Origin of the sequence: Curtobacterium sp. AG1037, from assembly GCF_003349855.1 — a bacterium.
Classification (GTDB): Bacteria; Actinomycetota; Actinomycetes; order Actinomycetales; family Microbacteriaceae; genus Curtobacterium; species Curtobacterium citreum.
Window position 1 is genome coordinate 143,183 of record NZ_QQAO01000003.1, and the last position, 24,605, is coordinate 167,787.

Below are 24,605 nucleotides of genomic sequence, written 5' to 3' on the forward strand. Positions count from 1 at the left end.
GACCTCCCCGGTGCCGCTCACCGACCCGCCTCCGCCGCGCACCCCGTCGCGGTCAGCGGGACGGCGGACAGCGGGCCGCCCGTCCGCCCCACCAGGTCGACGCACACCGTGCCGTCGGCGTGCCGGACGGTCGCGACCGTGCCCGGCGCCCCCTCGCGCACCAGCCGGTCGGCCGCGGCCTGGTCGCCCCGCCCGAGCGCCCGTGCGGCGGCGCCCGCCGCGGCCTGCATGCTCCCGACGCGGTCGACCAGGACGACCCCGGCCGCCAGCGTCACGAGCACGAGGACCACGGCGGGCAGTGCCACGGCGAACTCCACGGTCACGCTCCCGCCGTCACGAGGTGAGCGCACCGCGGACGAGGTCGGTCAGGATCTGCTGGACCTCGCCCGACCGCATCACGGCCACGAGCACGCCGGCGAAGGCCACCGCGGCCAGGATGACGACCGCGTACTCGGCCGTGGCGGACCCGTCGTCGGCGCGGAGCCGCAGCCGGCGCCTCGTGCGGCGGTGGCCGCGGTGGCCCCTCGTGGTGTCGGTCATGTCGTTCCCCTTTCTCTGTGAGGCATCTCGCTCGTCGTGGGACCAGCCTCGCGACCGCGGCGGCCGCGGGACGGGCGAACCGTGCGGTCTGTGGATGCGTCAGCCCGGACCCCCGACGGTGGAGGAGAGGACACCGACGACCACCGGCACGACGGCGACCAGCACGAACGCCGGGAGCACGCACACCCCCAGGGGCAGGACGAGTCGCACGCCGAGCCGTTCGGCCTCGGCGAGCGCGGCGGCAGCCGCGTCGTCGCGCACGTCCTCGGCCGCGGCACGGAGGAGCCCCGCCGCGGGCACACCGGCACGACGGCTGAGGGACAGGACCTCCCGGAGCCGGCGCTCGGTCGCCGCCTCCGCCGGAGACGGAGCCGGAGCCGAAGCCGGAGCCGGAGCCGGAGCCGGAGCCAGGACACCACCGCCCTGCTCGGCGAGGACCTCCCGCACCGTCGTGGCGGCCGCCGCCCACGACCCTCCGCCGGACACCGCGACCGCCCAGGCGTCGAGCAGGACCCCCGCGACCCGGCCGTCCGGCGTCGCTCGGCGGACGAGGCCGGCACTCCACCGTCGACCGGCCAGGACGAGGATCGCGGCCGACACCGTGCAGCACCAGCCGACCGGACCGGTCACGAGCACCTCGACCGCTCCGGCTCCCCACGCCGACGCGAGCGCGAGGCCGAACACCGGCAGCGTCAGCACCACCCGGGCACTCGTCCGCGGCCCCGCGAGCGCCACCCGGACCGCCCGGTCCGAGGCTGCCGTCCGACGCATCGCCGCGGCGAGCGCCCGGAGCGCGTCGGCCACGGGCGCCCCGGTGCGCTCGGCGACCGCGAGGACGGTGCGCACGTCCTGCCAGGCCGGGTCGTCCCCGTCGGGGAGTCCGCCGACCAGCGTCCATGCGCGCGGCGGTGGGACGCCGGCAGCCACCAGGACCGCGACCTGGTCGATCCGACGCGCGATCGCAGCGCCGTCGACCCTGTGCCCGGCCGCGCCGCCTCCGACCCGACGCGCAGCCGCGCCGCCGCCGGCCTGCCACCCGTCCGAGCCGTCACCGGTCATCGTCGCCGGCGTGCCGTGCCCTGGAGCGGTCGCGTCGCGAGCCGACCGCCCTCGTCCACGACGAGCGTGCCGACCGCTGCGACGATGCGTTTCCCGGCCCGCCGCTCGAGGTGCACGACGAGGTCCAGCGCGCTGACGACCTGCCGGGCGACGGCGGTGGCCCCGAGCCCGGCGAGCGCTCCGAGGGCCTCGAGCCGGGCTGCGACGTCCGCCAGACCGTTCGCGTGCAGGGTCCCGGCGCCACCGTCGTGCCCCGTGTTCAGCGCGGCGAGGAGCTCGCGCACCTCGGCGCCCCGGCACTCCCCCACCACGAGGCGGTCCGGACGCATCCGCAGGGCCTCGCGGACGAGCCGTTCGAGGCCGAGCGCTCCGGCCCCCTCGGCGTTCGCCTGACGTGCCTCGAGCGCGACGACGTGGGGATGGTCCACGCGGAGTTCGGCGACGTCCTCGACGGTCACGATCCGCTCGGTGTGCGGGACGGCGGCGAGCATCGCGGAGAGCATCGTCGTCTTGCCGCTGCCGGTCGCGCCGGTCACCAGGACGTTCCGCCGCGCGGCGACGGCGTCCTCGATCACCGACCGTGGCACCGTCCGGAACGCGCCGAGGCCCTCGAGGTCGGCGAGGGTCGGACGACCGGGCCGCGGCAGGCGGACGGACAGCGCGGTCCCGTCGACCGCGACCGGCGCGAGCACGACGTGCACCCGGATGCCGTCCCCGATCCGGACGTCCGCACACGGTGTGCTCTCGTCGACGTGCCGGTCGCCGAGTGCGACGAGCTCGGTCGCCAGCGCCCGCACGCGCCGCTCGGGCAGGGCCGGCGGGACCCGTTCGAGTCCGCGCCCCCGGTCGACCCACGTGCCACGTCCGCCGACGACCAGGACGTCGGTCGTGTCCGCGTCGACCACGAGGGCGGCGAGCTCCTCGAAGACACCGGCGTCCACCCGACGCCGGTGCGCCGGCCGGTCGACGTGCGGCAGGAAGGGATCGGTCGCGGCTCGGTGTCGGTGCATGACGGGGACGGTAGGGCGACCATCCGTGGTTCGCCGCGCGGACGAACGGCCCTGTGGACAACAGAGCCGATCCCGGCCAGCGGACTCTTTTGTACCCCGAACTACAAAGCCGTACCCCGTTCAGTGCCGCGAGTCCAGGGGTGGCGCAACACCGCACCGAGCCGCCCTGACCCGTCTCACGAGAGGTCCCGGGGCCTCGACACCGATCGAACGCGCGTCGCGCCGCTATGGACAGGTCTGTCCACGGTTCGGCACCAGATCGGGGATCATCCGACGGGCCGCCGGACGGATGCGCGACACCCGTCGGGGAAAAAGAAGAGGCGGCACCGGTTGGGGGGAACTGGTGCCGCCGGACATCGGTGGATTGGGGGGAATCCGAACCGGTGCCACCGGGAACAAGCCCGGTAGGAACCACTGTACCCCATGAACGAGCCTGCTCGGCAACCCCCGGTCGTGATCCGGCTCGTGTCACGACGACCCTCCGGTCCGCGCCCGGCGGTAGTCTCCGTCTGCACCCACTAGACCGCCGACCGCACCAGCAACCGACGACCGCCACCCGGCGCCGACCGCACCAGCAACCGACGACCGCCACCCGGCGCCGACCGCACCAGCAACCGACGACCGAGCACCCCTGCCGCAACGACGCGAAAGGACACCGATGTCCACTCCGACCCAGGCCGACGAACGCCACGAGGACGGCCCGACCTTCGCTCCTCCCGCCGACTTCGTCGCCGACGCCGTCGCGCACGAGGACCTGCACGAGGCCGCCGCCGCCGACCGCGAGGCGTTCTGGGCGGACCAGGCGCGGAACCTGCTCGACTGGCGGACGCCGTTCACCCGGACGCTCGACTGGTCGGGCGCGCCCTTCGCCAAGTGGTTCGACGACGGCACGCTCAACGTCGCGGAGAACTGCCTGGACCGTCACGTCCGCGCGGGCAACGGCGACCGCGTGGCGATCCACTTCGAGGGCGCCCCCGGCGACACCCGCCGGATCACCTACGCCGAGCTCACCGCCGACGTGCAGCGCGCCGCGAACATGCTCACCGACCTGGGCGTCGAGCAGGGCGACCGCGTCGTCGTCTACATGCCCCTCATCCCCGAGGCCGTGGTCACGATGCTCGCCGTCGCGCGCATCGGTGCCGTGCACTCGGTGGTGTTCGGCGGGTTCAGCGCCGAGAGCCTCCGCGCCCGCATCGAGGACGCCGGCGCGAAGCTCGTCGTCACCGCGGACGGCGGCTGGCGGCGCGGAGCGGTGTCGCCGCTCAAGCCCGCGGTCGACGAGGCCCTGGCCGGCGACGGCACGGACACCGTCGAGCACGTGCTGGTCGTGAAGCGCGGGGGAAACGAGGTCGGCTGGACCGATCGCGACCTGTGGTGGCACGACGAGATCGCGAAAGCCGCAGCCGAGCACGAGCCGCAGGCGTTCCCCGCCGAGACGCCCCTGTTCATCCTCTACACGTCCGGGACGACCGGGAAGCCGAAGGGCATCGTGCACACGTCAGGTGGCTACCTGACGCAGGCGGCGTACACGCACCGCAACGTGTTCGACATGCACCCGGAGAAGGACGTCTACTGGTGCACGGCCGACATCGGCTGGATCACCGGGCACTCCTACGTCGTCTACGGCCCCCTGGCGAACGGCGTCACGCAGGTCCTGTACGAGGGCACCCCGGACGAGCCGAAGCCCGGCCGCTGGTGGGACATCGTCGACTCGTACGGCGTGACGGTCCTGTACACCGCCCCCACCGCGGTCCGCGCCGCCATGAAGGCCGGCCGCCAGATCCCCGAGGCACGCAGCCTGGCGTCCCTCCGCCTGCTCGGGAGCGTCGGCGAGCCGATCAACCCCGAGGCGTGGCAGTGGTACCGCCAGGTCATCGGACACGACCGCACGCCCATCGTCGACACGTGGTGGCAGACCGAGACCGGCGCGATCATGATCTCCGCGCTCCCGGGGGTCACGAAGCTCAAGCCCGGCGCCGCCCAGACCCCGCTCCCCGGCATCACCGCGGAGATCGTGGACGAGGACGGCCAGCGTGTCGCCCCCGGCGGCAGCGGCTACCTCACGATCACCGACCCGTGGCCGTCGATGGCCCGCGGCATCTGGGGCGACCCGGACCGCTTCGTCGAGACCTACTGGTCGCGCTTCCCCGGCCGCTACTTCGCGGGCGACGGGGCGCGGCTCGACGGCCAGGGCGACATCTGGGTGCAGGGGCGGGTCGACGACGTCATGAACGTCTCCGGTCACCGCCTGTCCACCGCGGAGATCGAGTCGGCACTCGTCGGGCACGAGGGCGTCGCCGAGGCCGCGGTCGTTGGCGCCGCCGACGAGACGACCGGTCAGGCCGTGGTCGCGTTCGTGATCCTCACCGCCGAGGCGGCCGAGGGCGTCGACCGCGACGCGGTCGCGAAGGAACTCCGTGACTGGGTCGGCAAGCGCATCGGGGCGATCGCGAAGCCGCGCCAGGTGGTCGTGGTCCCGGAGCTCCCGAAGACCCGCTCCGGCAAGATCATGCGCCGCCTCCTCCGCGACGCGGCCGAGGGCCGCCGCATCGGCGACACGACGACGCTCGCCGACCCGACGGTCATGGCGACCATCGCGGAACTGATGTAGCGCACGGAACGTGAGCGGGGCCTCCAGTCCGTCCTGACTGGAGGCCCCGCTCACGTGGGCGCACCGGCTGCGGTGCGCAGGTGGTTCAGTCCGTCAGCTCGACGACCAGCTCGACCTCGACCGGCGCGTCCAGCGGCAGCACCGCGACGCCCACGGCGCTCCGCGCGTGGACGCCGGCGTCGCCGAAGACCTCGCCGACCAGGGTCGACGCGCCGTTGGCGACGGCGGGCTGGCCGGTGAAGGACGGGTCCGAGGCGACGAAGACCGTCACCTTGACGACCCGGGCGACCCGCTCGAGGGAACCGGCGACCGACTGGACGGCCGCGAGCGCGTTCAGCGCGGCCACGCGCGCCTGCGCCGTGGCGGTCTCGGCGTCGACCGACGTCCCGACCTTGCCCGTGACGGGCAGCGCGCCGTCGACGAAGGGCAGCTGTCCCGCGGTGTAGACGTACCGGCCGGTGACGACCGCGGGCACGTAGGCGGCGACGGGCGCGGCGACCGCGGGGATCGTCAGCCCGAGCTCGGCGAGGCGGTCCGCGAGGCTCACGCGTCCGCCTTCGGGCGCTTCAGGTAGGCGACCAGTCCGCCCTCGGGTCCGGTGACGACCTGGACCAGCTCCCAGCCCTCGTCGCCGTGGGCGTTCAGGATGGCGGCGGTGTTGTGGATCATCAACGGCGTGGTGAAGTACTCCCAGCGAGTCATGCGGTTCCTTGCCAGCCTTTCAGTCGTGGGCGTCGTTTAGGCTGCATCCTATGTCTGCCCAGAAGTCTGCCTCGCGGACCAAGCCCGTCTCCGCGATCGGCGCCTTCGTCGGTTTCGTCGGCTTCAGCGCGCTCGCCGGCCTGCTGGTCACGATCGGCGTCACCCCGGCGATCGCGGTCGCCGGCGTCACGACGACCTCGACGATCGGCGTCTTCGAGTCGCTGCCGGAGTACATCGAGATCGGTGACCTGCCGCAGCGCAACGAGGTCCTGGCGTACTCGAACGGGCAGCCGGTGCACCTCGCGACGGTCTACGACCAGAACCGCCAGGAGCTGCAGTTCGACCAGATCAGCGACCAGCTGAAGAACGCGGCGATCGACGGCGAGGACAAGCGCTTCTACGACCACGGCGGTGTCGACATGACGTCCCTGGTGCGTGCGGGCGTCGGGTCCCTGGCCGGGGGCCTCGGCGAGTCCGGCGGTGGGTCGACGCTGACCATGCAGCTGGTGCGCAACATCAAGATGCAGCAGGCGCTCGAGCTCCCCACCCCGGAGGAGCGCGAGAAGGCCTACAACGACGCCGTCGAGCAGACCATCCCCCGCAAGCTCGAGGAGATGAAGCTCGCGATCGGTCTGGCGAAGAAGTACTCGCACAAGGAGATCCTGACCGGGTACCTCAACATCGCCTACTTCGGCGACCAGACGTACGGCGTTCAGGCCGCCGCGCAGCACTACTTCAACAAGAACGCCACGGACCTGACCCCGCAGGAGGCCGCCTCGATCCTCGCGATCGTGCAGTCGCCGAACTCGCGGAACCTGTCCGACCCCAAGTACTACGACGCGAACGTCGCCCGTCGCGACGTCATCCTCAAGTCGATGTACGCGCAGAAGCACCTGACCAAGGAGCAGTTCGACGCGGCCATCGCCTCGAAGCCCGCGGACTACGTGCACCTGACGGAGCCGAACCAGGGCTGCCAGTCGGCGGCCGGCAACGGCTCGCAGTTCTTCTGCGACTACGCGGTCAAGGTCGTCAAGCAGATGTCCCAGCTCGGTGCGACCGAGAAGGAGCGCGCGACCGCCTGGCGCAACGGCGGCTACACCGTGCAGACCACCCTCGACCTCGACCTGAACGGTCAGCAGAAGGACCTGCTCAACACGTACGACCCGAACACCGAGAGCCGCTTCAGCCTCGGCGGCGCGATAAACTCCGTCGAGGCGTCGACCGGGCGCATCCTGACGATGGCGCAGAACAAGGACTACGACCAGTCCCTCCAATCAGCCCCGACCGCGACATCGATCAACTACTCGGTCGACAAGGAGTTCGGCGGCTCGATGGGCTTCCAGGTCGGTTCGACGTACAAGCTCTTCACGCTGCTCGACTGGCTGAAGGCCGGGCACGGGCTGAACGAGAGCGTCAACGGCACACCGCACAACACCGCGCGGTGGAAGCAGTGTGGGTCGACCATCACGTCGAACTGGGCGCCGAAGAACGACTCCGCGGGCGAGAACGGCAACTTCACCGTCGCACGCGCCACCGCGCTGTCGGTGAACGCAGCGTTCGCCTCGATGGCCGCGAAGCTCGACCTGTGCGACATCCGCCAGACCGCGCAGGACCTCGGCGTTCACTCGGCCGACGAGAAGACCGAGCTGAACGCGTACCCGTCGTCAATCCTCGGCACGAACACCATCGCACCGCTCACCATGGCGTCCGCGTACGCGACGGTCGCGAACAACGGCACCTACTGCTCCCCGATCGCGATCGACAACATCACGAACGCCGAGGGCAAGTCGCTCGGCGGCCAGCCGAAGCAGTGCAAGCAGGTGCTCGACCCGAGCGTCGCCGCGACCGCGGCCTTCGCCATGCGCGGCACGATCGCCTCGGGTACGGCCGTCGGCGCCCAGACCCCGGACGGCACGCAGCTGTTCGCGAAGACGGGCACCACGGACGACGCCGACCAGATCTGGCTCGTCGGTGCGAGCTCGAAGGTCGCGACGGCGTACTGGCAGGGCAACACGGACGGTGGCAAGAACAACCTCCGCCACTACCTGCCCGGCGCCGGGTGGGGCTCCTACGCTTCGCAGCGTGCACACGTGTGGCAGCAGGCGATGATCCCGATCAACGCCAAGCACCCGGCCGACCCGTTCCCGACCCCGTCGCAGACCGCCCTCCGCGGCAACAGCGTCGCCGTCCCGGACGTGTCGGGTAAGACCGCCGACGAGGCCCGTTCGATCCTGTCGTCCGCCGGCTTCACGTACGTCGACGGCGGTGCGCAGCCGGGCGCCGGCACCGCGGGCACGGTCTCCTCGACGTCGCCCGGCGCCGGTTCCCTGCTCTCCACCGGCTCCTCGGTGACCGTGTACACGACGGACGGCTCGCAGTCGACCGTGCCGGAGGTCGCGGGCAAGAGCCTGCAGGACGCCCGGAGCACGCTCGGTGACGCCGGGTTCGGCTCGGTGAACGTCTCCGACCAGTACGCCAAGGGCGGCAAGGAGTGCACCGTGGCCGCGGTCGACCCGGGTGCCGGGACCGCCACCGCGAAGAGCACGGCGCTGACGCTCCAGCTCTTCGGGGACAAGGACGGCAAGGCGCCGAAGGACTGCAAGTGAGTCGCGGTCGCGCTGCGCTGGGCGTCATCGCCGCGGGTGCGACCATCGGAGCGGCGACGGCGGCGTGGGGTTCCCTCGTCGAGCGTCGCCGCTTCGGCATCCGGTGGGAGACCGTGCCGGTGCTCGCACCCGGCTCCCGCGACGTGACGGTGCTGCACCTGTCCGACATCCACATGGCACCGTGGCAGGCCGACAAGCAGCAGTGGCTGCGCGACCTGTCGCTCGTCGAGCCGGACTTCGTCGTGAACACCGGCGACAACCTCGGGCACGCCACGGCGAACAGCGCGGTGGAGTACGCGCTCGAGCCGTTCCGCGGCGTCCCGGGTGCCTTCGCGCACGGGTCGAACGACTTCTACGGACCGTCGCCCCGCAACCCGCTGAAGTACTTCGGCGGTCCGAGCCGCATGCACGCCGACCGCCGGCCGGTGTCGCTCGACATCGACCGGCAGACGGCCTTCTTCGAGTCGCTCGGCTGGCTCGACGTCGACGACCAGGCACACGCGATCGAGCTCCGCGGGTCGCGCTTCGAGCTGTTCGGCACATCGGACGCGCACCGCGGCTGGGACCGGCTCGACCTGCTGCCGACGAACGTCGACGAGATGCGCAGCGACGTCCCCTGGACCGAGGACGAGGACGGTCCCTCCCCCGTCGCGATCGGGATCACGCACGCGCCGTACCGCCGCGTGCTCGACGCCTTCGTCGACCAGGGTGCGGACATCGTCTTCGCCGGGCACACCCACGGCGGGCAGGTGCAGGTCCCCGGCATCGGCGCCCTCGTCACGAACTCCGACCTGCCGCGGCGGTACGTCAGCGGCCTGCACAAGTGGCAGCACCGCGCGCACTGGTCGTGGCTCGAGGTCTCCGCGGGCATCGGGACGTCGATCTACGCGCCGGTCCGCTTCTCCTGCCGCCCCGAGGCCGTCGTCGTGACCCTCACGGCACGCACCGACTGACCCCTGTGTCCCGAACACAAAGAAGGGCACGCATCCTCGAGGATGCGTGCCCTTCGCCTCGTTGAAGCCGCGTCAGCAGCCCGCAGCCCGCTGAGCCGAGGACTTGCCACCTGGCGCCTGGCAGAGAACGCTCCACGTCGCGCTCCCCACGACGCCGTCCTTGACAAGCGCATTCCGACCCTGCAGGTCGATCACCTTGGTCTTGGTATCCCCGCCGAAGATACCGTCGGTAGCGATCTGACCATGGTCGGTGCCCCCGCCAAGCCCCTTCGTGTTCAGGATCTGCTGGATGTACTTGACGCACGTCCCGCGGCTGCCGTCCCGGAACACCTGCGATTTGCAGGATGCTGCAGCCTGGGCAGGCGCAGCAAGGGCAACGGGTCCGAGGACGGCGGCGCCGGCGACAGCAACAGCTGTCGCTGCGCGCACGAGATACTTCATGGAGGCTCCGATCTTGTTGTTGCCCGGTCTCGGGCGTCAACCACCTCAGCGCCTGCTCACATCATTTGCGAGCTGCGCTGCCAAGATGTGTCCGCCGACACAACCCGCCCCAACTCGAATCGAACGGGCTCGGTCACGCGGAACCTCGGGAAGAAGTTCCTCACTCGCGCGCCCGCTGCACATGCCGCCCTACCCGGTCGCGGGCACTCCGATGCCCGCACGGGGCCGTTGACGTCGACGGCGACGCGCCCGGGTGTCTCGCAGATGGTCGTGAGCACCCCCGAACATCGGATAGACTTCTGGGGTTGCTCCGGGAACGGAGCGACCACACCGCGGGGTGTGGCGCAGCTTGGTAGCGCGCCTCGTTCGGGACGAGGAGGTCGCAGGTTCAAATCCTGTCACCCCGACACTGTGTTGAGACAGTAATCACAAGAGGCCCTGGCTCCTATGGATCCAGGGCCTCTTGTTCATCATGTCCTGCCCTGCGGCTGTCCGATGGCGTCTCATCGCTCCTCGCAGCACTCTCGGTGACGGACCCCGCGATTGCCACGGACTTGAGAATGCCGCAACCAAGGCCCAATTGTATTGTGCATGCAGGCTCTTGCCGGAGACGGCGATGCCCTTCGAAGCCCGTCCGCCGACTCTCCTCGTCGAGATGAGCGCGGCGAAATCCCGCCCGCCACTACTTTCCCGGGGACCCTTCCGGTACAACCAGAGACACATTGCCGCTCGTCGATGCATGCCTGCGCGCACTGCAGCCGTAGTGTCACATTTCATGCCCGCACTTGCACTCCCAGTGACCCGTCGCTCCGTCCTGGTATTGAGCGGTACAGGAACACTCGGTCTAGCGATCGGCGCTGGAAGACCTGCTCCCAGCCGCGCCGATACCCCGCCTCAGCTGAGCGTCGCCGGGTTCGCGAGCACGTTCGCCACTTTCTCCGAAGACTTCACCCAGCGGTTCGCGAATGCTCTGCCGAGCGCGGTGGAGCTGCGGGCACCGGTCGCGATCGGCGGCGGATCGGTGCGCGTCGGCTTTGATCCACGCATGCTCGCGCTCTCGGACGGCGTCGCCCAATGGGTCGCCGACGGCGACGTCTTCTCGACGCCATTGTCGGTCAACGGCGGAACCGTCACCGTTTCCATCCCCGATCGTGTCCGCGCGACGCGCGCCGTGGTGGCCCTGCCGTTCTTCACTACCATCCAGTACCCAGCTGAGAATGTCGGGGCTTCCATCGCGCCGACCGCACGCGTCACGGTCGGCGGGCAAGTTGCTGACGCGCCTTTTTCCCTTGCGCAGCCGACGGCTGATGGGATCGCTTGGGGCGGCGAGATTGACGTGGCGTGGCGCCCCTTGGCTCTCAGGAGCGACACCGAATACCTCGCTCCGGGGCTTGTCACCCTCACGAGTGTTGGTCCAGGTCCGGTGCCTGCTGGGACCCGTATCCGTGTCCACACCGATTCCGTCTTGACTGGGGCATCGCGGCCCGTCCCCCTTCCCACAACCGCCGATGACACCGCTGAGTCGCCGTCGGCCGAGGGTACCGGGCGATCAGACGTGCCCGATCTGGAGCAAGATCCGTCAGCTGCCGCGCCTGAGACGGCAATCACAAACGCGGAAGGAGATGGCGCGCGATCGACGGACATCACGCTCGCGAACGCCTTGGGACCGGGTCTGACGTACACCACAGCACTGCAGACAGGTGATGCAACGTCACAAGTCCGCGTGAAGTCCGTGACCTTCGCTCGGGTGAGCCTGCAACCGCCGGCGTCAGCCCTCGCGATGCAACGCGTCACCGGGGCTGAGACCGTCACATCTCTCGCCCCGGGCGGTCTTCCGCTTTCGACGAAGATGATGATGGGGTCGATCTGATGGACGAGCAGGTACTCAGGGCCCAGCAATGGATGAACGCGAACTACCGATCAGTCTCGGGCTATCAGACGGTCGCCGAGGACGGCATCTCTGGCTGGGGGACGATGTACGGACTCACCAGAGCCCTTCAACACGAACTCGGGATCACGAGCCTGTCGAACAACTTCGGGGACGGCACCGCGGCCGCGTTCACATCCAAGATCGGCCAGCTCACGGCGAAGACAACCAACAAGAGGCTCGTCGGGATTCTTCAGTGCGCGATGTGGTGCAAAGGCCAGTTGGCAGGCCCCGACTTCGGCACCTGGAACTCAGTCCTCACTGGATCGATATCCACCGTCCGTGAGCGCCTCGGTCTCGCTTCAGGTGCTTCCGTCGATGTGAAGCTCATGCGCTCCCTACTGACGATGGACGCATACACACGAGTCGCCGGAGGACGTGAGTCCGTCAGGAGTGCTCAGCAGTGGTTGAACGGGCGGTACTCCTCGCACTCGTCGTTCCGTCTCGTCCCCTGTGACGGAATCTACAGCCGAGACGTTCAGTTCGGTTTCATGCTCGGTATCCAATTCGAGATGGACATGGCAGATGGGGTCGCCAACGGAAACTTTGGGCCAGGAACGCAATCCGGCCTCAAGTCGAAGGCTGACATCGGTGCTGGCTCGGCCGATGGGACGAAAAAATGGGTCTCCCTGTTCCAGATCGCCCTCGTGTTCAACGGCTACGACGTTGCGCGTAGCGGCACGTTCGACACCAAGACCGTGTCGACCACCCGAACATTTCAGGCCTTCCTGCTCATCTCATCCACCGGACGCGGCGACTTCGACACGTGGGCCGCGCTCCTGGTCAGCACCGGCAATCCCGATCGCGCAGTGACCGGCGCCGACACCTCCACACCGGTCTCTCAAGAACGCGCACAAGACCTTCGGGCCAGTGGTTACTCCGTCATCGGGCGGTACCTCACGGTTGCCGGTAAGGGGATCGAACCCGGCGAACTCGACCGTCTCTTCGCAGTCGGCTTCTCGGTGATCCCGATCATGCAGAACTACAACAATGCTGCCGAGTACTTCACCTACGACATCGGTTACACGCAGGGTTACCAGGCCGCCATGCGCGCTCGTCAGCTCGGCTTCGCCGCCAACACAGTCATCTTCTTCCCGGTGGACTACGACGCTTTTGCGGCGGAAGTCGGCGGCATCCTCAAGGCATACTTCTCAGGTGTCGCCGCCGGCCTGGGACTATCGGTGACCGTTCCGTACAAGATCGGTGTGTACGCAACGAGGTACGTCGCCGACCAGGTGTTCCGCAACGGTTGGGCCGAGGCGATCTGGGTGAGCGGAATGTCGACGGGCTACTCCGGCAACCTCGGCTACCCGATGCCTCAGAACTGGTCGTACAACCAAATTCAGGAGGTACACGCGAAGAACATCGACCGGAACGCAGTGTCCAGTGCCGCTCGGCCAGTATCGGCGGATCAGGTGGACCTTCCGCCGTCGCAGTCACCAGCGCTCTACGACTCTCAATTCGACATCACTCGGATGCAAGTCCTTGCCGAGCGCGAGCGGCAAGCCTGGACTGCGCTGGTCGGAGAGGAGTTCCCGAGCTACCACGTTCTGTCGTACTTGATGGACGGGTACTACGACATTGCTGCCGACCCGACTGCCGTAGCGTTCCACGCGTACCTTCCTCGACCCCAGGATGCGAACAGTCTCACCGCTCCTGCGCACCTCTCAGTCCGGCAGGCGATCGACGTTGCCTTCCCAGACCGCCACGCCGTCCTGCACAATCTTGTCGGGGACGGCGCCCACATGGCCGCTACGGCCCAAGGGGTCCTGTACTGGGGCGACCATGCGGGTTCGAGTCAGATCGGCTTCGGCGATCTCGGAGGATGGACTCTCGATCTCGCCACTTTTTGGCGCAAGTTTCGTGAAAGCGGATCACCTTCGATCAGCGAATTCGCGCGGGAACATCTCGTGCAACCATCTGATCCCAACAAGTTTCCGCAAGAGGATTTGTACGCAGACGCGGACGGATGGCTACTCGGGAGGCTCGCGCGCGAGGGAGTCTCAGTTGACGCGGCTTACCGGCGCGTGTACCGCGACTTGCCGACCGAACAGGCCCGCCTTCGCGCTTTCCTCGTCGGCCGCTTCGGCTCGCGCCAGAATCTCGAGAGTACCATCCGGGATATGTTCAATTCCTCGCTCACTGCCAACGGCATATCGGTGCGCACGTTCACACTGACCGCAAAATGGCCCACACCAGAAGAATTGACAACATTCGCTTCGACCGTCTCAGAAATCATCTTCAAGAAGGCTTGGCCATGAGATCGGTCGAATCCAAGTTCGCCACCACGGCAGGGATCGCATGGGGCGTGGCATTGACGATCGGCTGCGCGGTGTCGTACTTCTCGATGACCGCGTTCGCCGGCTCGGGGAGCCTCCCCTCTAGGGCCGGTACCCCTGTCCTGATCTGCACGATCCTCAGCATCCTGACCAGCGCATCAGTCGCTCGTCTGCGTCCGCGAAGGAGTGCCGGGGCCGTCGCCAGAGCCTCGAGAATTGCGGCGATCGCTGTGTCCGTACCATCAGTGGTCATCGTCGCTCTTGGTCTCGCCTTCACGGATGAGTCGTCCGGTGTCGTGCTCCCAGCGCTCTTCCTCGGTGCTGGAGCGATCGGCTCCTGGGCGGCTGCGTCCGCGCTCACCGTGAGCGCATCCGCGCCGATCAGGCTCAGACTCCCCGTCGCGTCGGCCATCAGCCTGCTCCCGCTACTCCTCGTGTGGCTCCGCGTCGTCACGTGACCTGGTTCCGGAGCCCGCGACGAGCGCGACTCGTGAATCGGCGGATTCGAGCGTCGGGGCGGCCTCCTCTCACACGTGGCCGTCGTGGTTGCCCAACCGTTTTTTCTCGTCCTCCCGACTCGGAAAGCGGCTTCGAGCCGGCCGATCGTTCTTCCCGATCACCTCGATGACACGTCAGCGACCACGGCCGACCTTCGTCGCTCGCGATCGGACGATTTCGAGTGCGCCCGCCTCGCTTCCCTCCGCAGCGATGTGCGGACGTTGGATGGCCGACGGGTTCGCCAGTCCGTGCGCTCGTCATTCCGCTCCGCACTACGGCCCACTCTCATCGACGCTCGTCGTCCAAATGTCGCCCGCTGTTGATCATCCCCACCCGACGACGACCAGTCTTCGAGCTCTCCTCGACTCGATCTCGCGGTGAACATCGACTGCTCCATCCTTGTTCGCTCCGCCGTCGCGTGGCCACCGCTGTTCCTGATCGAGCGGCCAGACACGAGAGCGCGGCTACGATGTTGACGCCATGGATGTCCCGGAACAACTGTCCCCCACGGTCGCCCGCATCAGCGCGATGCTTCCTGAGCTCAACCACGACCCTGTCATGGCGGCCAGTCTCTTCGAGAACGTCAAGTCGATGCTGGCGGATGCGCATGATCGCTACACGCACGGCGACGAACGCGGTATCACGAGCGATCTGCTGCTCGCGGACGAACATCTGGCGACCGGCGCACTGCATGCTGAACACCTGCAACACCCGGCGGGCGCCATGCTCGCGGCCGAGGTGCTCTTCGACGAGTACCTGCCGGTCTTCGTCCGCGACGTGGGTGCGTCCTCGCCCGAGGATCTCCTCCGGGCGTCCCGAGCTCTGCACGCGGGCATCTGGGGCCGTTTCCCCGCGGGCGCTGTCGCTTACACCGAAGCGCTTCGACAGCGGGTCACCTCGGCCAATCTCGACTCTCGGGCACACATCGCGAGGGACCTACACGACCGAGTCGCTCATGGGATCCTCGCCGGGCTCCAGCGCATCGAGCTCGCCCTGCTGACCGATCCGACGGATGTGGAGCGCGTCGCACAGCTCGAAGCCGCCGCGACTCAGCTGCGGAGAGCGCTTGGCGACGTCCAGAACCTCGCCGTCGCCCTCCACGCCCGCGTGGGCGACGACCTCCTCCATTGCGCGCTGACCCGACACGTCAAGGATCTCTTCCCTGACAACGAGCGACTGACGATCGAATCACGCGGCGCACCGGCGCGCCTCGCAAACTGGCGCGCGGAGGAGTCGCTCACGATCCTCCTGGAGGCCCTCACGAACTGGTGGAAACACGCTCGAGGCAGCGTTGTCCACGTACAGTTCGACTGGGGCACGGATGCACTCACAGTGAGCGTGCAGGACGACGGTCCCGGCTTCGACTCTGACGGCAGCGTCGACGGCCGCCTCGGGCAATCCACGATGCGGGAGCGGGCTGCGCTCATCGGTGCTCAGTTGCGAGTGAAGAGCGCATCAGGCACCGGGACGGGGGTCATCCTGGTGGTGCCGAAGGGAACTCTGTGAACCCCGGCATCACGCACGTCGCGATCGTCGACGACCACAGGCTGTTCCGCGAGGGACTCGCGACCATCCTGTCCGCCGTCCCGACCATCCGCGTCGTCGCACACGGCGAACGGCCGTCCGACGTGCTGGACTCCCCCGAGGTCGCGGCGATCGACGTGCTGCTCCTCGACGTGGAGCTCGACGGGCCACCGGCGCGGACGACCATCGCGACGGTGCGGCGCCGGCACCCGCACGTCCGGGTGGTCGTGCTGACCATGCACCGGGACGCGGTGCTGCGCCGGGCGCTCCTCGACGCCGGTGCCGTGGACTTCGTCACCAAGGACACCCCGAGCCGCGAGCTCGTCGACCGCATCGTCCGGGCGACGAGCACCGACGCCGCGCCGGTGACGTTCCCGATCGACCTCGTCACCGAGGCGCGCGCGGGCACGCCCCTGAGCGACCGTGAACTCGAGGTCCTGCGGCTCGTCGCCGCCGCTCGGTCGAACGCCGAGATCGCGTCGGAGCTCGGTCTGGCGGTCGGCACGGTGAAGCGCCACGTCTACAACGTGTTCCGGAAGCTCGACGTCGGCACCCGCGTCGGTGCGATCGCCGCCGCGCACCGCCTCGGCCTGCTGGCCTGAGCGGGCGCGGCCGCCGTCGCCGCGCAGCCGCATCCGCCGCAAAGCAGCAGCAGCAGCAGCAGCAGCCCGGGCTACCGCGCCGCAGCCACCCCGGCGGGCACGAGCCGTCCCTCGGCCTGCAGCGACGCGACGACCTCGAGTGCCTGGTGCCGGTACCGCGCCTGGGCGGCCCCCGGCGCCACGATCACGCCGTCCGCCCCCGTGGACGCCACGAGCTCGTTGAGCTTCGCCGCGACATGCTCACGCGACCCGTACGCCTGACGCTCCGTGCGGGCCGCGATGAACCGCCGCTCGAGGTCGGAGAACTCGTACGCGCGGGCCTCGTCCATCGAGACCGGCTCGGGCTTGGCGCCCTGCCGCATCCGGATGAACGAGATCATCCCCGGCGCGCTCTGCTCCTCGACGACCGCGGGGTCCTCGTCGGTGACGACCTGCACGCCGATCAGCGCGTTCGGCGTCTGCCGGAAGCGCGAGGGTCGGAACGAGTCGCGGTACAGCGCGAGCGCCGCCTCGGTGTTGTCCGACGCGAAGTGGTGCGCGAAGGCGAACGAGACGCCGAGCGCCCCCGCCACCTGGGCGCTGTAGCCGGAGGATCCGAGCAGCCAGAACTCCGGCACGTCCCCGTACCCGGGAACCGCGCGGATGTGCGACAGCGGGTTCTCGGCGTCCATCCCCGTGAAGAAGCCGATCAGGTCGGCGAGCTGCTGCGGGAAGTCGTCCACGTCGAGACGGTCCGTGCGGCGCAGCGCCATCGCGGTCGCACCGTCGGTCCCCGGCGCCCGGCCGATGCCGAGGTCCACCCGGTCGCCGTACAGCGCACGCAGCGTGCCGAACTGCTCGGCGACGACGAGCGGCGCGTGGTTCGGCAGCATCACGCCACCGGAGCCGATCCGGATCCGCGAGGTGGCGGCGCCGACGGCGCTCAGCAGCACCGCGGGTGCCGACGAGGTGATGCCCGGCATGCCGTGGTGCTCGGCGACCCAGATCCGCTCGTAGCCCAGCCGTTCGGCGTGCACCGCCGTGTCGATGGTGCCCTGCAGGGCTTCGGTGTTCGTCTGGCCGTACTCGCGGGTGGCCAGGTCCAGGACGGACAGGTGCACGGTGGCGTCGCTCATGTGGGCACCAACGGTCGCCGGCTCGCGTGCATTCCGGGCCACGGGACGGGCTGGAGGCGCGTGGCGGGGCCCGCCACGAGCCTCCAGTCCGTCAGTCGCCGTCCAGGCGACCGCCCGACTCGGTGAGGTAGCAGTTGGCGCACAGCGCCTCGTAGGTGACGCCGGCGCCGTCGATGGCGACCTGCGAGCCGTCGAAGACGAAGCGTCCGTCGACCTTGCGGGGGTTGAACACCGCCTTGCGACCGCAGCGGCAGATGGTCTTGAGCTCCTCGAGGGAGTGCGCGATCTCGAGCAGCCGCGCGCTGCCGGGGAACGCCTCGGTGCGGAAGTCGGTGCGGATGCCGTAGGCGAGCACCGGGACGTCGTCGAGGACGGCGATGCGGAGCAGGTCGTCGACCTGGCGGGGCGTCAGGAACTGCGCCTCGTCGACGAGGACGCAGCTGAGCGGCCGGACCATGCCGTCGAGCCGGTCGGACTCCGGGTCCACCGCACCGGCAGTTGCGACGGACGCGCGGACGTCGTCGTCCGGCGCGAAGACGACGTCGACGGACCGGGTGACGCCGAGGCGCGACACGATCTCGCGGTCACCCTTGGTGTCGACCGACGGCTTCGCGAGCAGCACGCGCTGCCCGCGCTCCTCGTAGTTGTAGGCGGCCTGCAGGAGTCCGGTGCTCTTGCCGCTGTTCATCGCGCCGTAGCGGAAGTAGAGCTTCGCCACTACGCGAGGAACCCGTCCTCTGCCGCACGACGGATCAGGTCGGACTTCTTCGACGCCGGACGACCGACCTTGCTGTACTTCTCGCGCACGCGGCGCAGGTAGGTCTTGGCCGTCTCGTACTGCACGTTCATCTGCGCGGCGACCTCGTTCGTCGAGTAGCCCGACACGTACAGGCGCAGCGCCTCTTCCTCGCCGTGGCTGAGCTTCGGCCGCTGGTGCGCGTTCGCGCCCGTGGGCAGCGGACGCCAGTCACGCTGCGGCGGGGTCTCGCGCGAGACGCCCATGACCTCGCGCGCCACGTCCATGACCTCGCGCATCGGCAGCGACTTCGACAGGAACGCCGCGGCACCGGCGGCGAGGGCGCGGTCGCGGGACTCGCGGCTGTCGACGCTGGACAGCACGATGACCTTCGCCCCGGCCGCGCGGCAGGTGCGGACGCGTGCCTCGATCGACACCGGCTCCTTGAGCTGGAAGTCGAGGAAGACCAGGTCGGTCGGGAAGTTCTCGCTGTGCACCATCTCGAGCCAGGTGTGGGCCGTCAGCGCGAGGTCGAAGTCGAAGGCGTTCACGGCGATCCAGCTCGAGAGGCTGTCGAGCAGCACCTCGTGGTCGTCGAGGATCGCCAGCCGCACGCGTCGGGTGCCGGGCTGCGGGAGCGGGGGCACGCCCTCCGTGGTCCGGTTCGGGTCAGTGCTGGTCATAGGAGAACCTTAGTGCGAGGGACGACGGCCGGACGGCGACGTCGAGGTCGGGGAAGGTCACGCGGAGGACCGCGAGGTAGGGGTCGAAGGTGCGGTGGATGCCCACGTCGGAGTCGTCCACGGCCAGGTCGAGCGCGACGGAGACAGTCCCGGCTCCGGTGGCGCTCGGGGTCGTCGGAGGGTCGTCGTCCGACGACCGCCGGACCCGGGCGCGGAACCCGGCCGGGTCGACCGTCGCCGCGCGGAGGGCCGCGCGCAGGAACGTCCGGACGACGGTGCGCTGGTCGGCGTCGAGCGTCGCGATCAGCCCGTCCGGGTCGTCGATCGCGCTGGCCGTCCCGCCGTCCACGACCACGGCATGCTCGAACCACGTCCGGTCGGCGTCGGCGACCATGGCCCGCCGGATGCCGTCGGCGATCGCACGGGCCCGCGCACGGTCGGCGTCCGTGATGGCCGCTCTCGTGCGGAGCTCGGCGAAGAACGGAGCGACGTCACGGGCGAGGACCACCGAGCGGTCGTGCTGCACGCTCGCGGCGATGCCGTCCCGCTCCGCACGGGCGACGGAGTAGGACCCGGCCCGGATCTGGACGCGCTCGGCGAGCCCTGCGAAGGTCGCGGCGAACACCACGGACGCCGTGGTGAGCACGAGCGTCGGGGCGGCGGCGAGGAACGCCGCGACCGACGCCGGCACGCCGTACGGGAACACGGTCGCGGCCGCGCCCCACGCTCCGGCGTCGACGACGGCCAGCACCACACCGCCCACGGCGAGGTCCCGCCACGGTCGGTACGGCGCGGCCATCACGATGCCGGTCGCGGTGAGCAGGCTCATGAAGTCGTTCAGGGCGCTGCGGTCCGGGCCCCACTGCGCCGCGACGCTCGCGACGGTCGCCGCGGCGAGCAGGACGACGTGGAGCACGAACGCCCACCGCGGGAACGGGGCACGGAACGGCGACGACGCGACGAACACGACCGCGCCGGACGCGGCGAGGAGCAGGACGGTCAACGCGCTGAGCGTCGGGCTCCCGGGCACGTCCCGGTCGAACACGGACACGAGCAGCGCCCAGGCGACCCCACCGGCGCCGAGGACGATCGCGAGCGGACGCGACCCCATCGCGCCGAGCGGGTCGTACTGCTGCGCCGTGCGGCTGCCACGGGTGCGGGCCCGGACGTCGTCGACGCGGCTCACCGGCCGGTCCCCCACTCGTCGTCGAGCGTGGCAGCGACCGGGACCGCGGCGGCGGCGTGCGGCACCGTCATCATCACGCTGGTGCCGGACCCGGGCGACGACCAGACCTGCACGTCGCCACCGACGCGCGCGATGCGCTCGCGGACGGAGCCGCGCAGGCCCATCCGGTCCGGGCTGGTCTCCTGCTCGTCGAAGCCACGGCCGTCGTCGACGACCATGACCGTGCACGATGCACCGTCGTCGAAGACGCTGACCTCGGCTCGGTCGGTGCCGGCGTGCTTCCGGACGTTGGCGAGGCACTGGCCGACCGCGCGGAACAGCGCGGTCGAGGCGGTGTGGTCGAGGGCGCCGAGCACGGCGGTGTCACCCGTCACGTCGACCTGCAGGCCCTCGGCGCGGTGCTCGTCGACCATCGCCTCGAACGCCTCGACGGCGACGGCGGACGGCCGGTCCACGGTGGACCCGGACGGCGCGAGCCACTCCTTGCCGGTCAGCATCGCGACGTCGGACTCCACCGTGCGTGCGAGTTGCGGGTCCATCGGGCCGTCCGGTGCCAGGGCGATGGCGCCGAGGTGGTTGAGCACGGTGTCGTGGAGGATCGCCGCGGCCTCGGCCTCGACCCCGGCGCGGTACGCCGAGACGTGCTCCTCGCGCGCGGAGCGGAGCAGCTCGGGCTGGACCCGCTCGGACCGTGCGGTGTTCCGGCTGGTGAAGAGCACGAGCGCGACGACGAAGCCGAGGGTCACCCAGGCGAGCAGGAACGGCCGTGGCGGCCCGTCCACCTGCGCGACGGCGATCGAGGTCGCGAGGCGTCCGACCAGGAACCCGCCGACCGACCACAGCACGACCCGTCCGGCCACCGCGCCGGCACCACCGACGAGGACGAGCGGGATGACCACGAGCGACAGCAGGTAGCTCGTCACCCAGCCCGCCGGGACCTCGCGCTGCACGACGAGCGCGAACCACCACGCGGACACCCCGCCGACGAGCAGGAAGGCCACGGCCGACCGCCACGTGCCGAACTGCACGTGCACGCCGATCATCAGGGCCATCGGCACGAGGGCGAGCACGGCGCCGACGATCCGGACGTCCGGGTCGGCCAGCCGGTAGAGCAGCAGCACGACCGCCGCGGCCACCACGGACCCGACGGCGGCGGCATGGAAGGCGCGCACGGTCGACCAGGCATTCACGCGGGGCGCGAGGTGCGTGGGGATGCCGAGCACGGGTCGAGGGTCCTTCCGGAGGGTCGTCGTGTCGCCGACGACGGCCATCGGGAGGCTGTCGTGTACCCCGAAACGAGCACCGTTCGGCGACCCGCCCGATGTTACCGCCGATCACCGACACTCGGTGTCCCCCGAACGCGGAAGCGCACTCGCGTCAGAACAGGGTCGGCCCGGACGCCGCACCGACGCTGGCCGTCCGATGCCCCCAGCCGGGGTCCGCGCGCTGCAGCGGCGACACCGACGGACGCGACTGCTCGTCGAGCGGCGAGGCCGTGGGTCCCGTCGGGATCGTGCGCAGCCGTTCCTCGCGGTCGCGGAACCCCATCGAGCCGGTCGCCGGGTCGACCCGACCGACCGCGACCCCGTGGGCGCGCAGGATGGGACGGACCCGCTCCGCGAGCCACCGGCGGTAGTCCTTCGGGGCGTACGTGTTGTCGAGGTACATCGACCGGTACCGCGCGACCAGGTCGGGCCGGGTCTGCTGCAGCCACGCGAACCACCACGGCTTGACCCCGGGCCGCAGGTGCAACGCCGAGTACATGACGCTCGTCGCACCGGCCGCGGCCGCCCGCCCGATCGCGTCGTCGAGGTGTGCCCGGGTGTCGGTGATGAACGGCAGCACGGGCATCAGGAACACCGAGCAGTCGAGGCCCGCGTCCCGGATCGCCCGGACGGTCGCCAACCGTGCCGCCGTCGTCGGGGTGCCCGGCTCGACCTGCTGCTGCAGCGCGTCGTCGTACACCGCGATCGACATCGCCAGGTCGATCGGTACCTGCCGTGCCGCCTCGGCCAGCAGGGGCAGGTCGCGTCGGAGCAGCGTGCCCTTCGTCAGGATGCTGAACGGCGTCCCGGACTCGGCGAGGGCACGGATCACGCCCGGCATCAGCCGGTACTTGCCCTCGGCGCGCTGGTACGGGTCGGTGTTCGTGCCGAGGGCGACCGGGTGCCCCTGCCAGCTCGGTCGGCGGAGTTCGCGGCGGAGCACGTCGGCGACGTTGGTCTTCACGACGATCTGCTGGTCGAAGTCCGCGCCGCCGTCGAACTCCAGGTAGGTGTGCGTCGGCCGGGCGAAGCAGTACACGCACGCGTGGCTGCACCCGCGGTACGGGTTGATCGTCCAGCCGTAGGTACCGGCACCGTCGGCACTGGGCACACGGTTCAGGGCACTCTTCGCCAGGACCTCGTGGAAGGTGACGCCCGCGAACTCCGGCGTCGTGACGCTCCGCACGAGTCCGCTGTTCGACGCGAGTCCCGGGAGCGCGTCGGTCCGCTCCGCGTCGATCGCCTGCCCACTCCACCGCATGCCGCCATTCGAACACACGTTCGAACAGAGGTCAAGCCGGGCGAGCCCGGTTCAGTGGTGCAGCCCGAGCACCTTCGCGGTCCGCGCGAGGGTCTCGTCCGCGAGCGCCGGGTCGGAGCCGAGGTCCGTGCCGTACGTCGGCACCATCTCGCGCACCGTCGGCTCCCAGCCTGCCCAGCGGTCCGGGAAGCACCGCTGCAGCATGGACAGCATGATCGGCACCGCGGTGGACGCCCCGGGGCTCGCACCGAGCAGACCCGCGATCGACCCGTCGGCCGACGTGATGACCTCGGTCCCGAACTGCAGCACCCCACCCTTCTCGCGGTCGGGCTTGATCACCTGGACACGCTGCCCGGCGGTGATCCGGTGCCAGTTGTCCGGCTCGGCCGTCGGCATGAACTCGCGGAGGGCGTCGAACTTCGTCTGCTTCGACGCGAGCAGCTGCCCGACGAGGTAGCGGACGAGGTCGAAGTTGGAGAACGCGACGCTGAGCATCGGACGCAGGTTGTGCGGTCGGATCGAGCGGAACAGGTCGAGCACGGAGCCCTGCTTGAGGAACTTCGGGCTGAACCCGGCGTACGGGCCGAACATGAGCGACGCCTTGCCGTCGACGATGCGGGTGTCGAGGTGCGGGACGGACATCGGCGGAGCACCGACGCTCGCCTTGCCGTACACCTTCGCCGCGTGCTTCTGCACGACCTCGGGCTCGTCGGTCCGGAGGAACTCGCCGGACACCGGGAACCCGCCGTACCCGCGGATCTCCGGGATGCCGGACTTCTGCAGCAGGTGGAGTGCTCCGCCGCCCGCGCCGACGAAGACGAACTTCGCCGCGATGCGCTGCGTGGAGCGACCGATCTCGTTGCGGACGTCGAGGACCCAGCCCTCGGACACCGTCGAGCGGGTGATCTTCCGGACCTGGTGCGACGGCTCGAACTCGACGCCGGCGATCTCGAGCTCGTCGAAGAGCTGGCGCGTCAGCGATCCGAAGTCGACGTCGGAGCCGGCGGCAGAGTACGTCGCCGCGATCGGCTGGTCCTTCTTGCGCCCCGGGATGAGCGCGGGTGCCCACTGCCGGATCTGCGCGGGGTCGTCCGAGAACTCGATGCCCGCGAAGAGCGGGTGGTCCTTGAGCGCCTCCCAGCGCTTGCGCATGTACTCGACGTTGTCAGCACCCCAGACGAACGAGATGTGCGGCGTCGGGTTGATGAAGTTCGAGGGCTCCGGCAGCGCACCGGTCTCGACGAGGTGGGCCCAGAACTGCCGTGACACCTGGAACTGCTCGTTGACCGTGACGGCCTTCGCGATCTCGACCCGTCCGTCGGGCAGCTCGGGCGTGTAGTTCAGCTCGCAGAGCGCCGAGTGCCCGGTGCCCGCGTTGTTCCACGGGTTCGAGGACTCCTGCGCGACCGATCCGAGGCGCTCGTACACGCGGATGCGCCACGTGGGCTCGAGCCGGTGGATGATCGCGCCGAGCGTGGCGCTCATGATCCCTCCCCCGACCAGGACGACGTCGATGGGGTCCACCTGCTTCACTGCCACCCGTCGATCCTACCGGCGTGCGGCCGGGTGCGAGCCGACCGACAAACGGACGGGAGGCACGTGGCGGA

General features: G+C 70.0%; 22 protein-coding genes and 1 tRNA gene. 8 read left to right on the forward strand and 15 right to left on the reverse strand.

The window, feature by feature from the left end:
* Nucleotides 1–17: 17 nt before the first annotated feature.
* From DEU32_RS05340 to DEU32_RS05355, 4 genes are all read right to left on the reverse strand, one after another.
* A complete protein-coding gene (locus tag DEU32_RS05340; protein ID WP_114849657.1) occupies nucleotides 18–323 on the reverse strand; it encodes a hypothetical protein in 306 nt (101 codons plus the stop codon).
* A gap of 10 nt (nucleotides 324–333) precedes the next feature.
* Nucleotides 334–540 carry a DUF4244 domain-containing protein gene (locus DEU32_RS05345; protein WP_058741674.1) on the reverse strand — a complete coding sequence of 69 codons (207 nt, stop codon included), beginning with the start codon at nucleotides 538–540 and terminating at the stop codon, nucleotides 334–336.
* A gap of 99 nt (nucleotides 541–639) precedes the next feature.
* On the reverse strand, nucleotides 640–1,599 hold the full coding sequence (locus DEU32_RS05350; protein ID WP_114849658.1) for a type II secretion system F family protein: 960 nt from the start codon (nucleotides 1,597–1,599) through the stop codon (nucleotides 640–642).
* Nucleotides 1,596–2,609: a TadA family conjugal transfer-associated ATPase gene (locus DEU32_RS05355; RefSeq protein ID WP_114849659.1), complete on the reverse strand. Its 1,014-nt coding sequence runs from the start codon at nucleotides 2,607–2,609 to the stop codon at nucleotides 1,596–1,598. Before DEU32_RS05355 ends, DEU32_RS05350 begins: the two co-directional genes overlap by 4 nt.
* A gap of 658 nt (nucleotides 2,610–3,267) precedes the next feature.
* Between DEU32_RS05355 and acs the strand changes: the two genes are divergently transcribed.
* Entirely contained in the window at nucleotides 3,268–5,220 is a 1,953-nt protein-coding gene (gene acs, locus DEU32_RS05360; protein ID WP_114849660.1) for an acetate--CoA ligase, read from the forward strand.
* 85 nt (nucleotides 5,221–5,305) lie between these two features.
* Here the strand turns inward: acs and DEU32_RS05365 are convergent, their stop codons facing one another.
* Both DEU32_RS05365 and DEU32_RS05370 read right to left on the reverse strand, forming a co-directional pair.
* The gene (locus DEU32_RS05365) at nucleotides 5,306–5,767 is read right to left on the reverse strand and encodes a RidA family protein (RefSeq protein ID WP_114849661.1); all 462 of its coding nucleotides are present in this window, start codon (nucleotides 5,765–5,767) and stop codon (nucleotides 5,306–5,308) included.
* Complete coding sequence (locus DEU32_RS05370; protein ID WP_111227112.1) at nucleotides 5,764–5,922, reverse strand: DUF4177 domain-containing protein; 159 nt, start codon at nucleotides 5,920–5,922, stop codon at nucleotides 5,764–5,766. The genes DEU32_RS05365 and DEU32_RS05370 overlap by 4 nt, the downstream gene beginning before the upstream one ends.
* Before the next feature lie 50 nt (nucleotides 5,923–5,972).
* Here DEU32_RS05370 and DEU32_RS05375 point away from each other — a divergent pair, with 50 nt between their 5' ends.
* Nucleotides 5,973–8,528: a transglycosylase domain-containing protein gene (locus DEU32_RS05375; RefSeq protein WP_114849662.1), complete on the forward strand. Its 2,556-nt coding sequence runs from the start codon at nucleotides 5,973–5,975 to the stop codon at nucleotides 8,526–8,528.
* Nucleotides 8,525–9,481, forward strand: a complete 957-nt coding sequence (locus tag DEU32_RS05380) for a metallophosphoesterase (RefSeq protein ID WP_114849663.1) — start codon at nucleotides 8,525–8,527, stop codon at nucleotides 9,479–9,481. Before DEU32_RS05375 ends, DEU32_RS05380 begins: the two co-directional genes overlap by 4 nt.
* Before the next feature lie 72 nt (nucleotides 9,482–9,553).
* On the opposite strand, the gene DEU32_RS05385 is transcribed toward DEU32_RS05380, so the two are convergent.
* Complete coding sequence (locus DEU32_RS05385) at nucleotides 9,554–9,922, reverse strand: peptidoglycan-binding protein (RefSeq protein ID WP_083519790.1); 369 nt, start codon at nucleotides 9,920–9,922, stop codon at nucleotides 9,554–9,556.
* A gap of 333 nt (nucleotides 9,923–10,255) precedes the next feature.
* On the opposite strand from DEU32_RS05385, the gene DEU32_RS05390 reads away from it, so the two are divergent.
* From DEU32_RS05390 to DEU32_RS05400, 3 genes are all read left to right on the forward strand, one after another.
* Nucleotides 10,256–10,329 (forward strand) — tRNA-Pro (locus tag DEU32_RS05390).
* Between the two features lie 368 nt (nucleotides 10,330–10,697).
* Nucleotides 10,698–11,792 carry a hypothetical protein gene (locus DEU32_RS05395; RefSeq protein WP_147281412.1) on the forward strand — a complete coding sequence of 365 codons (1,095 nt, stop codon included), beginning with the start codon at nucleotides 10,698–10,700 and terminating at the stop codon, nucleotides 11,790–11,792.
* The gene (locus tag DEU32_RS05400; RefSeq protein WP_114849665.1) at nucleotides 11,792–14,110 is read left to right on the forward strand and encodes a glycoside hydrolase domain-containing protein; all 2,319 of its coding nucleotides are present in this window, start codon (nucleotides 11,792–11,794) and stop codon (nucleotides 14,108–14,110) included. Before DEU32_RS05395 ends, DEU32_RS05400 begins: the two co-directional genes overlap by 1 nt.
* On the opposite strand, the gene DEU32_RS16885 is transcribed toward DEU32_RS05400, so the two are convergent.
* Entirely contained in the window at nucleotides 14,091–14,540 is a 450-nt protein-coding gene (locus tag DEU32_RS16885; RefSeq protein ID WP_147281413.1) for a hypothetical protein, read from the reverse strand. The genes DEU32_RS05400 and DEU32_RS16885 overlap by 20 nt on opposite strands.
* 566 nt (nucleotides 14,541–15,106) lie before the next feature.
* Between DEU32_RS16885 and DEU32_RS05415 the strand changes: the two genes are divergently transcribed.
* Entirely contained in the window at nucleotides 15,107–16,132 is a 1,026-nt protein-coding gene (locus tag DEU32_RS05415) for a sensor histidine kinase (RefSeq protein WP_114849668.1), read from the forward strand.
* Entirely contained in the window at nucleotides 16,129–16,752 is a 624-nt protein-coding gene (locus DEU32_RS05420) for a response regulator transcription factor (protein WP_114849669.1), read from the forward strand. The genes DEU32_RS05415 and DEU32_RS05420 overlap by 4 nt, the downstream gene beginning before the upstream one ends.
* Nucleotides 16,753–16,823: 71 nt before the next feature.
* Here the strand turns inward: DEU32_RS05420 and DEU32_RS05425 are convergent, their stop codons facing one another.
* From DEU32_RS05425 to DEU32_RS05455, 7 genes are all read right to left on the reverse strand, one after another.
* Nucleotides 16,824–17,867: an LLM class flavin-dependent oxidoreductase gene (locus DEU32_RS05425; RefSeq protein WP_114849670.1), complete on the reverse strand. Its 1,044-nt coding sequence runs from the start codon at nucleotides 17,865–17,867 to the stop codon at nucleotides 16,824–16,826.
* A gap of 91 nt (nucleotides 17,868–17,958) precedes the next feature.
* Complete coding sequence (locus tag DEU32_RS05430; protein ID WP_114849671.1) at nucleotides 17,959–18,585, reverse strand: thymidine kinase; 627 nt, start codon at nucleotides 18,583–18,585, stop codon at nucleotides 17,959–17,961.
* Nucleotides 18,585–19,286, reverse strand: a complete 702-nt coding sequence (locus DEU32_RS05435; RefSeq protein ID WP_229666641.1) for a response regulator transcription factor — start codon at nucleotides 19,284–19,286, stop codon at nucleotides 18,585–18,587. Before DEU32_RS05435 ends, DEU32_RS05430 begins: the two co-directional genes overlap by 1 nt.
* Nucleotides 19,273–20,472 (reverse strand): hypothetical protein, encoded by a 1,200-nt coding sequence (locus tag DEU32_RS05440; protein WP_144804316.1) that lies wholly within the window; start codon nucleotides 20,470–20,472, stop codon nucleotides 19,273–19,275. Before DEU32_RS05440 ends, DEU32_RS05435 begins: the two co-directional genes overlap by 14 nt.
* Nucleotides 20,469–21,743: a sensor histidine kinase gene (locus DEU32_RS05445; protein ID WP_114849673.1), complete on the reverse strand. Its 1,275-nt coding sequence runs from the start codon at nucleotides 21,741–21,743 to the stop codon at nucleotides 20,469–20,471. Before DEU32_RS05445 ends, DEU32_RS05440 begins: the two co-directional genes overlap by 4 nt.
* A 106-nt stretch (nucleotides 21,744–21,849) precedes the next feature.
* Nucleotides 21,850–22,998, reverse strand: coding sequence for an Rv2578c family radical SAM protein (locus DEU32_RS05450; RefSeq protein ID WP_058743294.1), 1,149 nt, complete (start codon nucleotides 22,996–22,998; stop codon nucleotides 21,850–21,852).
* Between the two features lie 51 nt (nucleotides 22,999–23,049).
* Nucleotides 23,050–24,537, reverse strand: coding sequence for a malate:quinone oxidoreductase (locus DEU32_RS05455; protein WP_083520149.1), 1,488 nt, complete (start codon nucleotides 24,535–24,537; stop codon nucleotides 23,050–23,052).
* Between the last annotated feature and the right edge of the window lie 68 nt (nucleotides 24,538–24,605).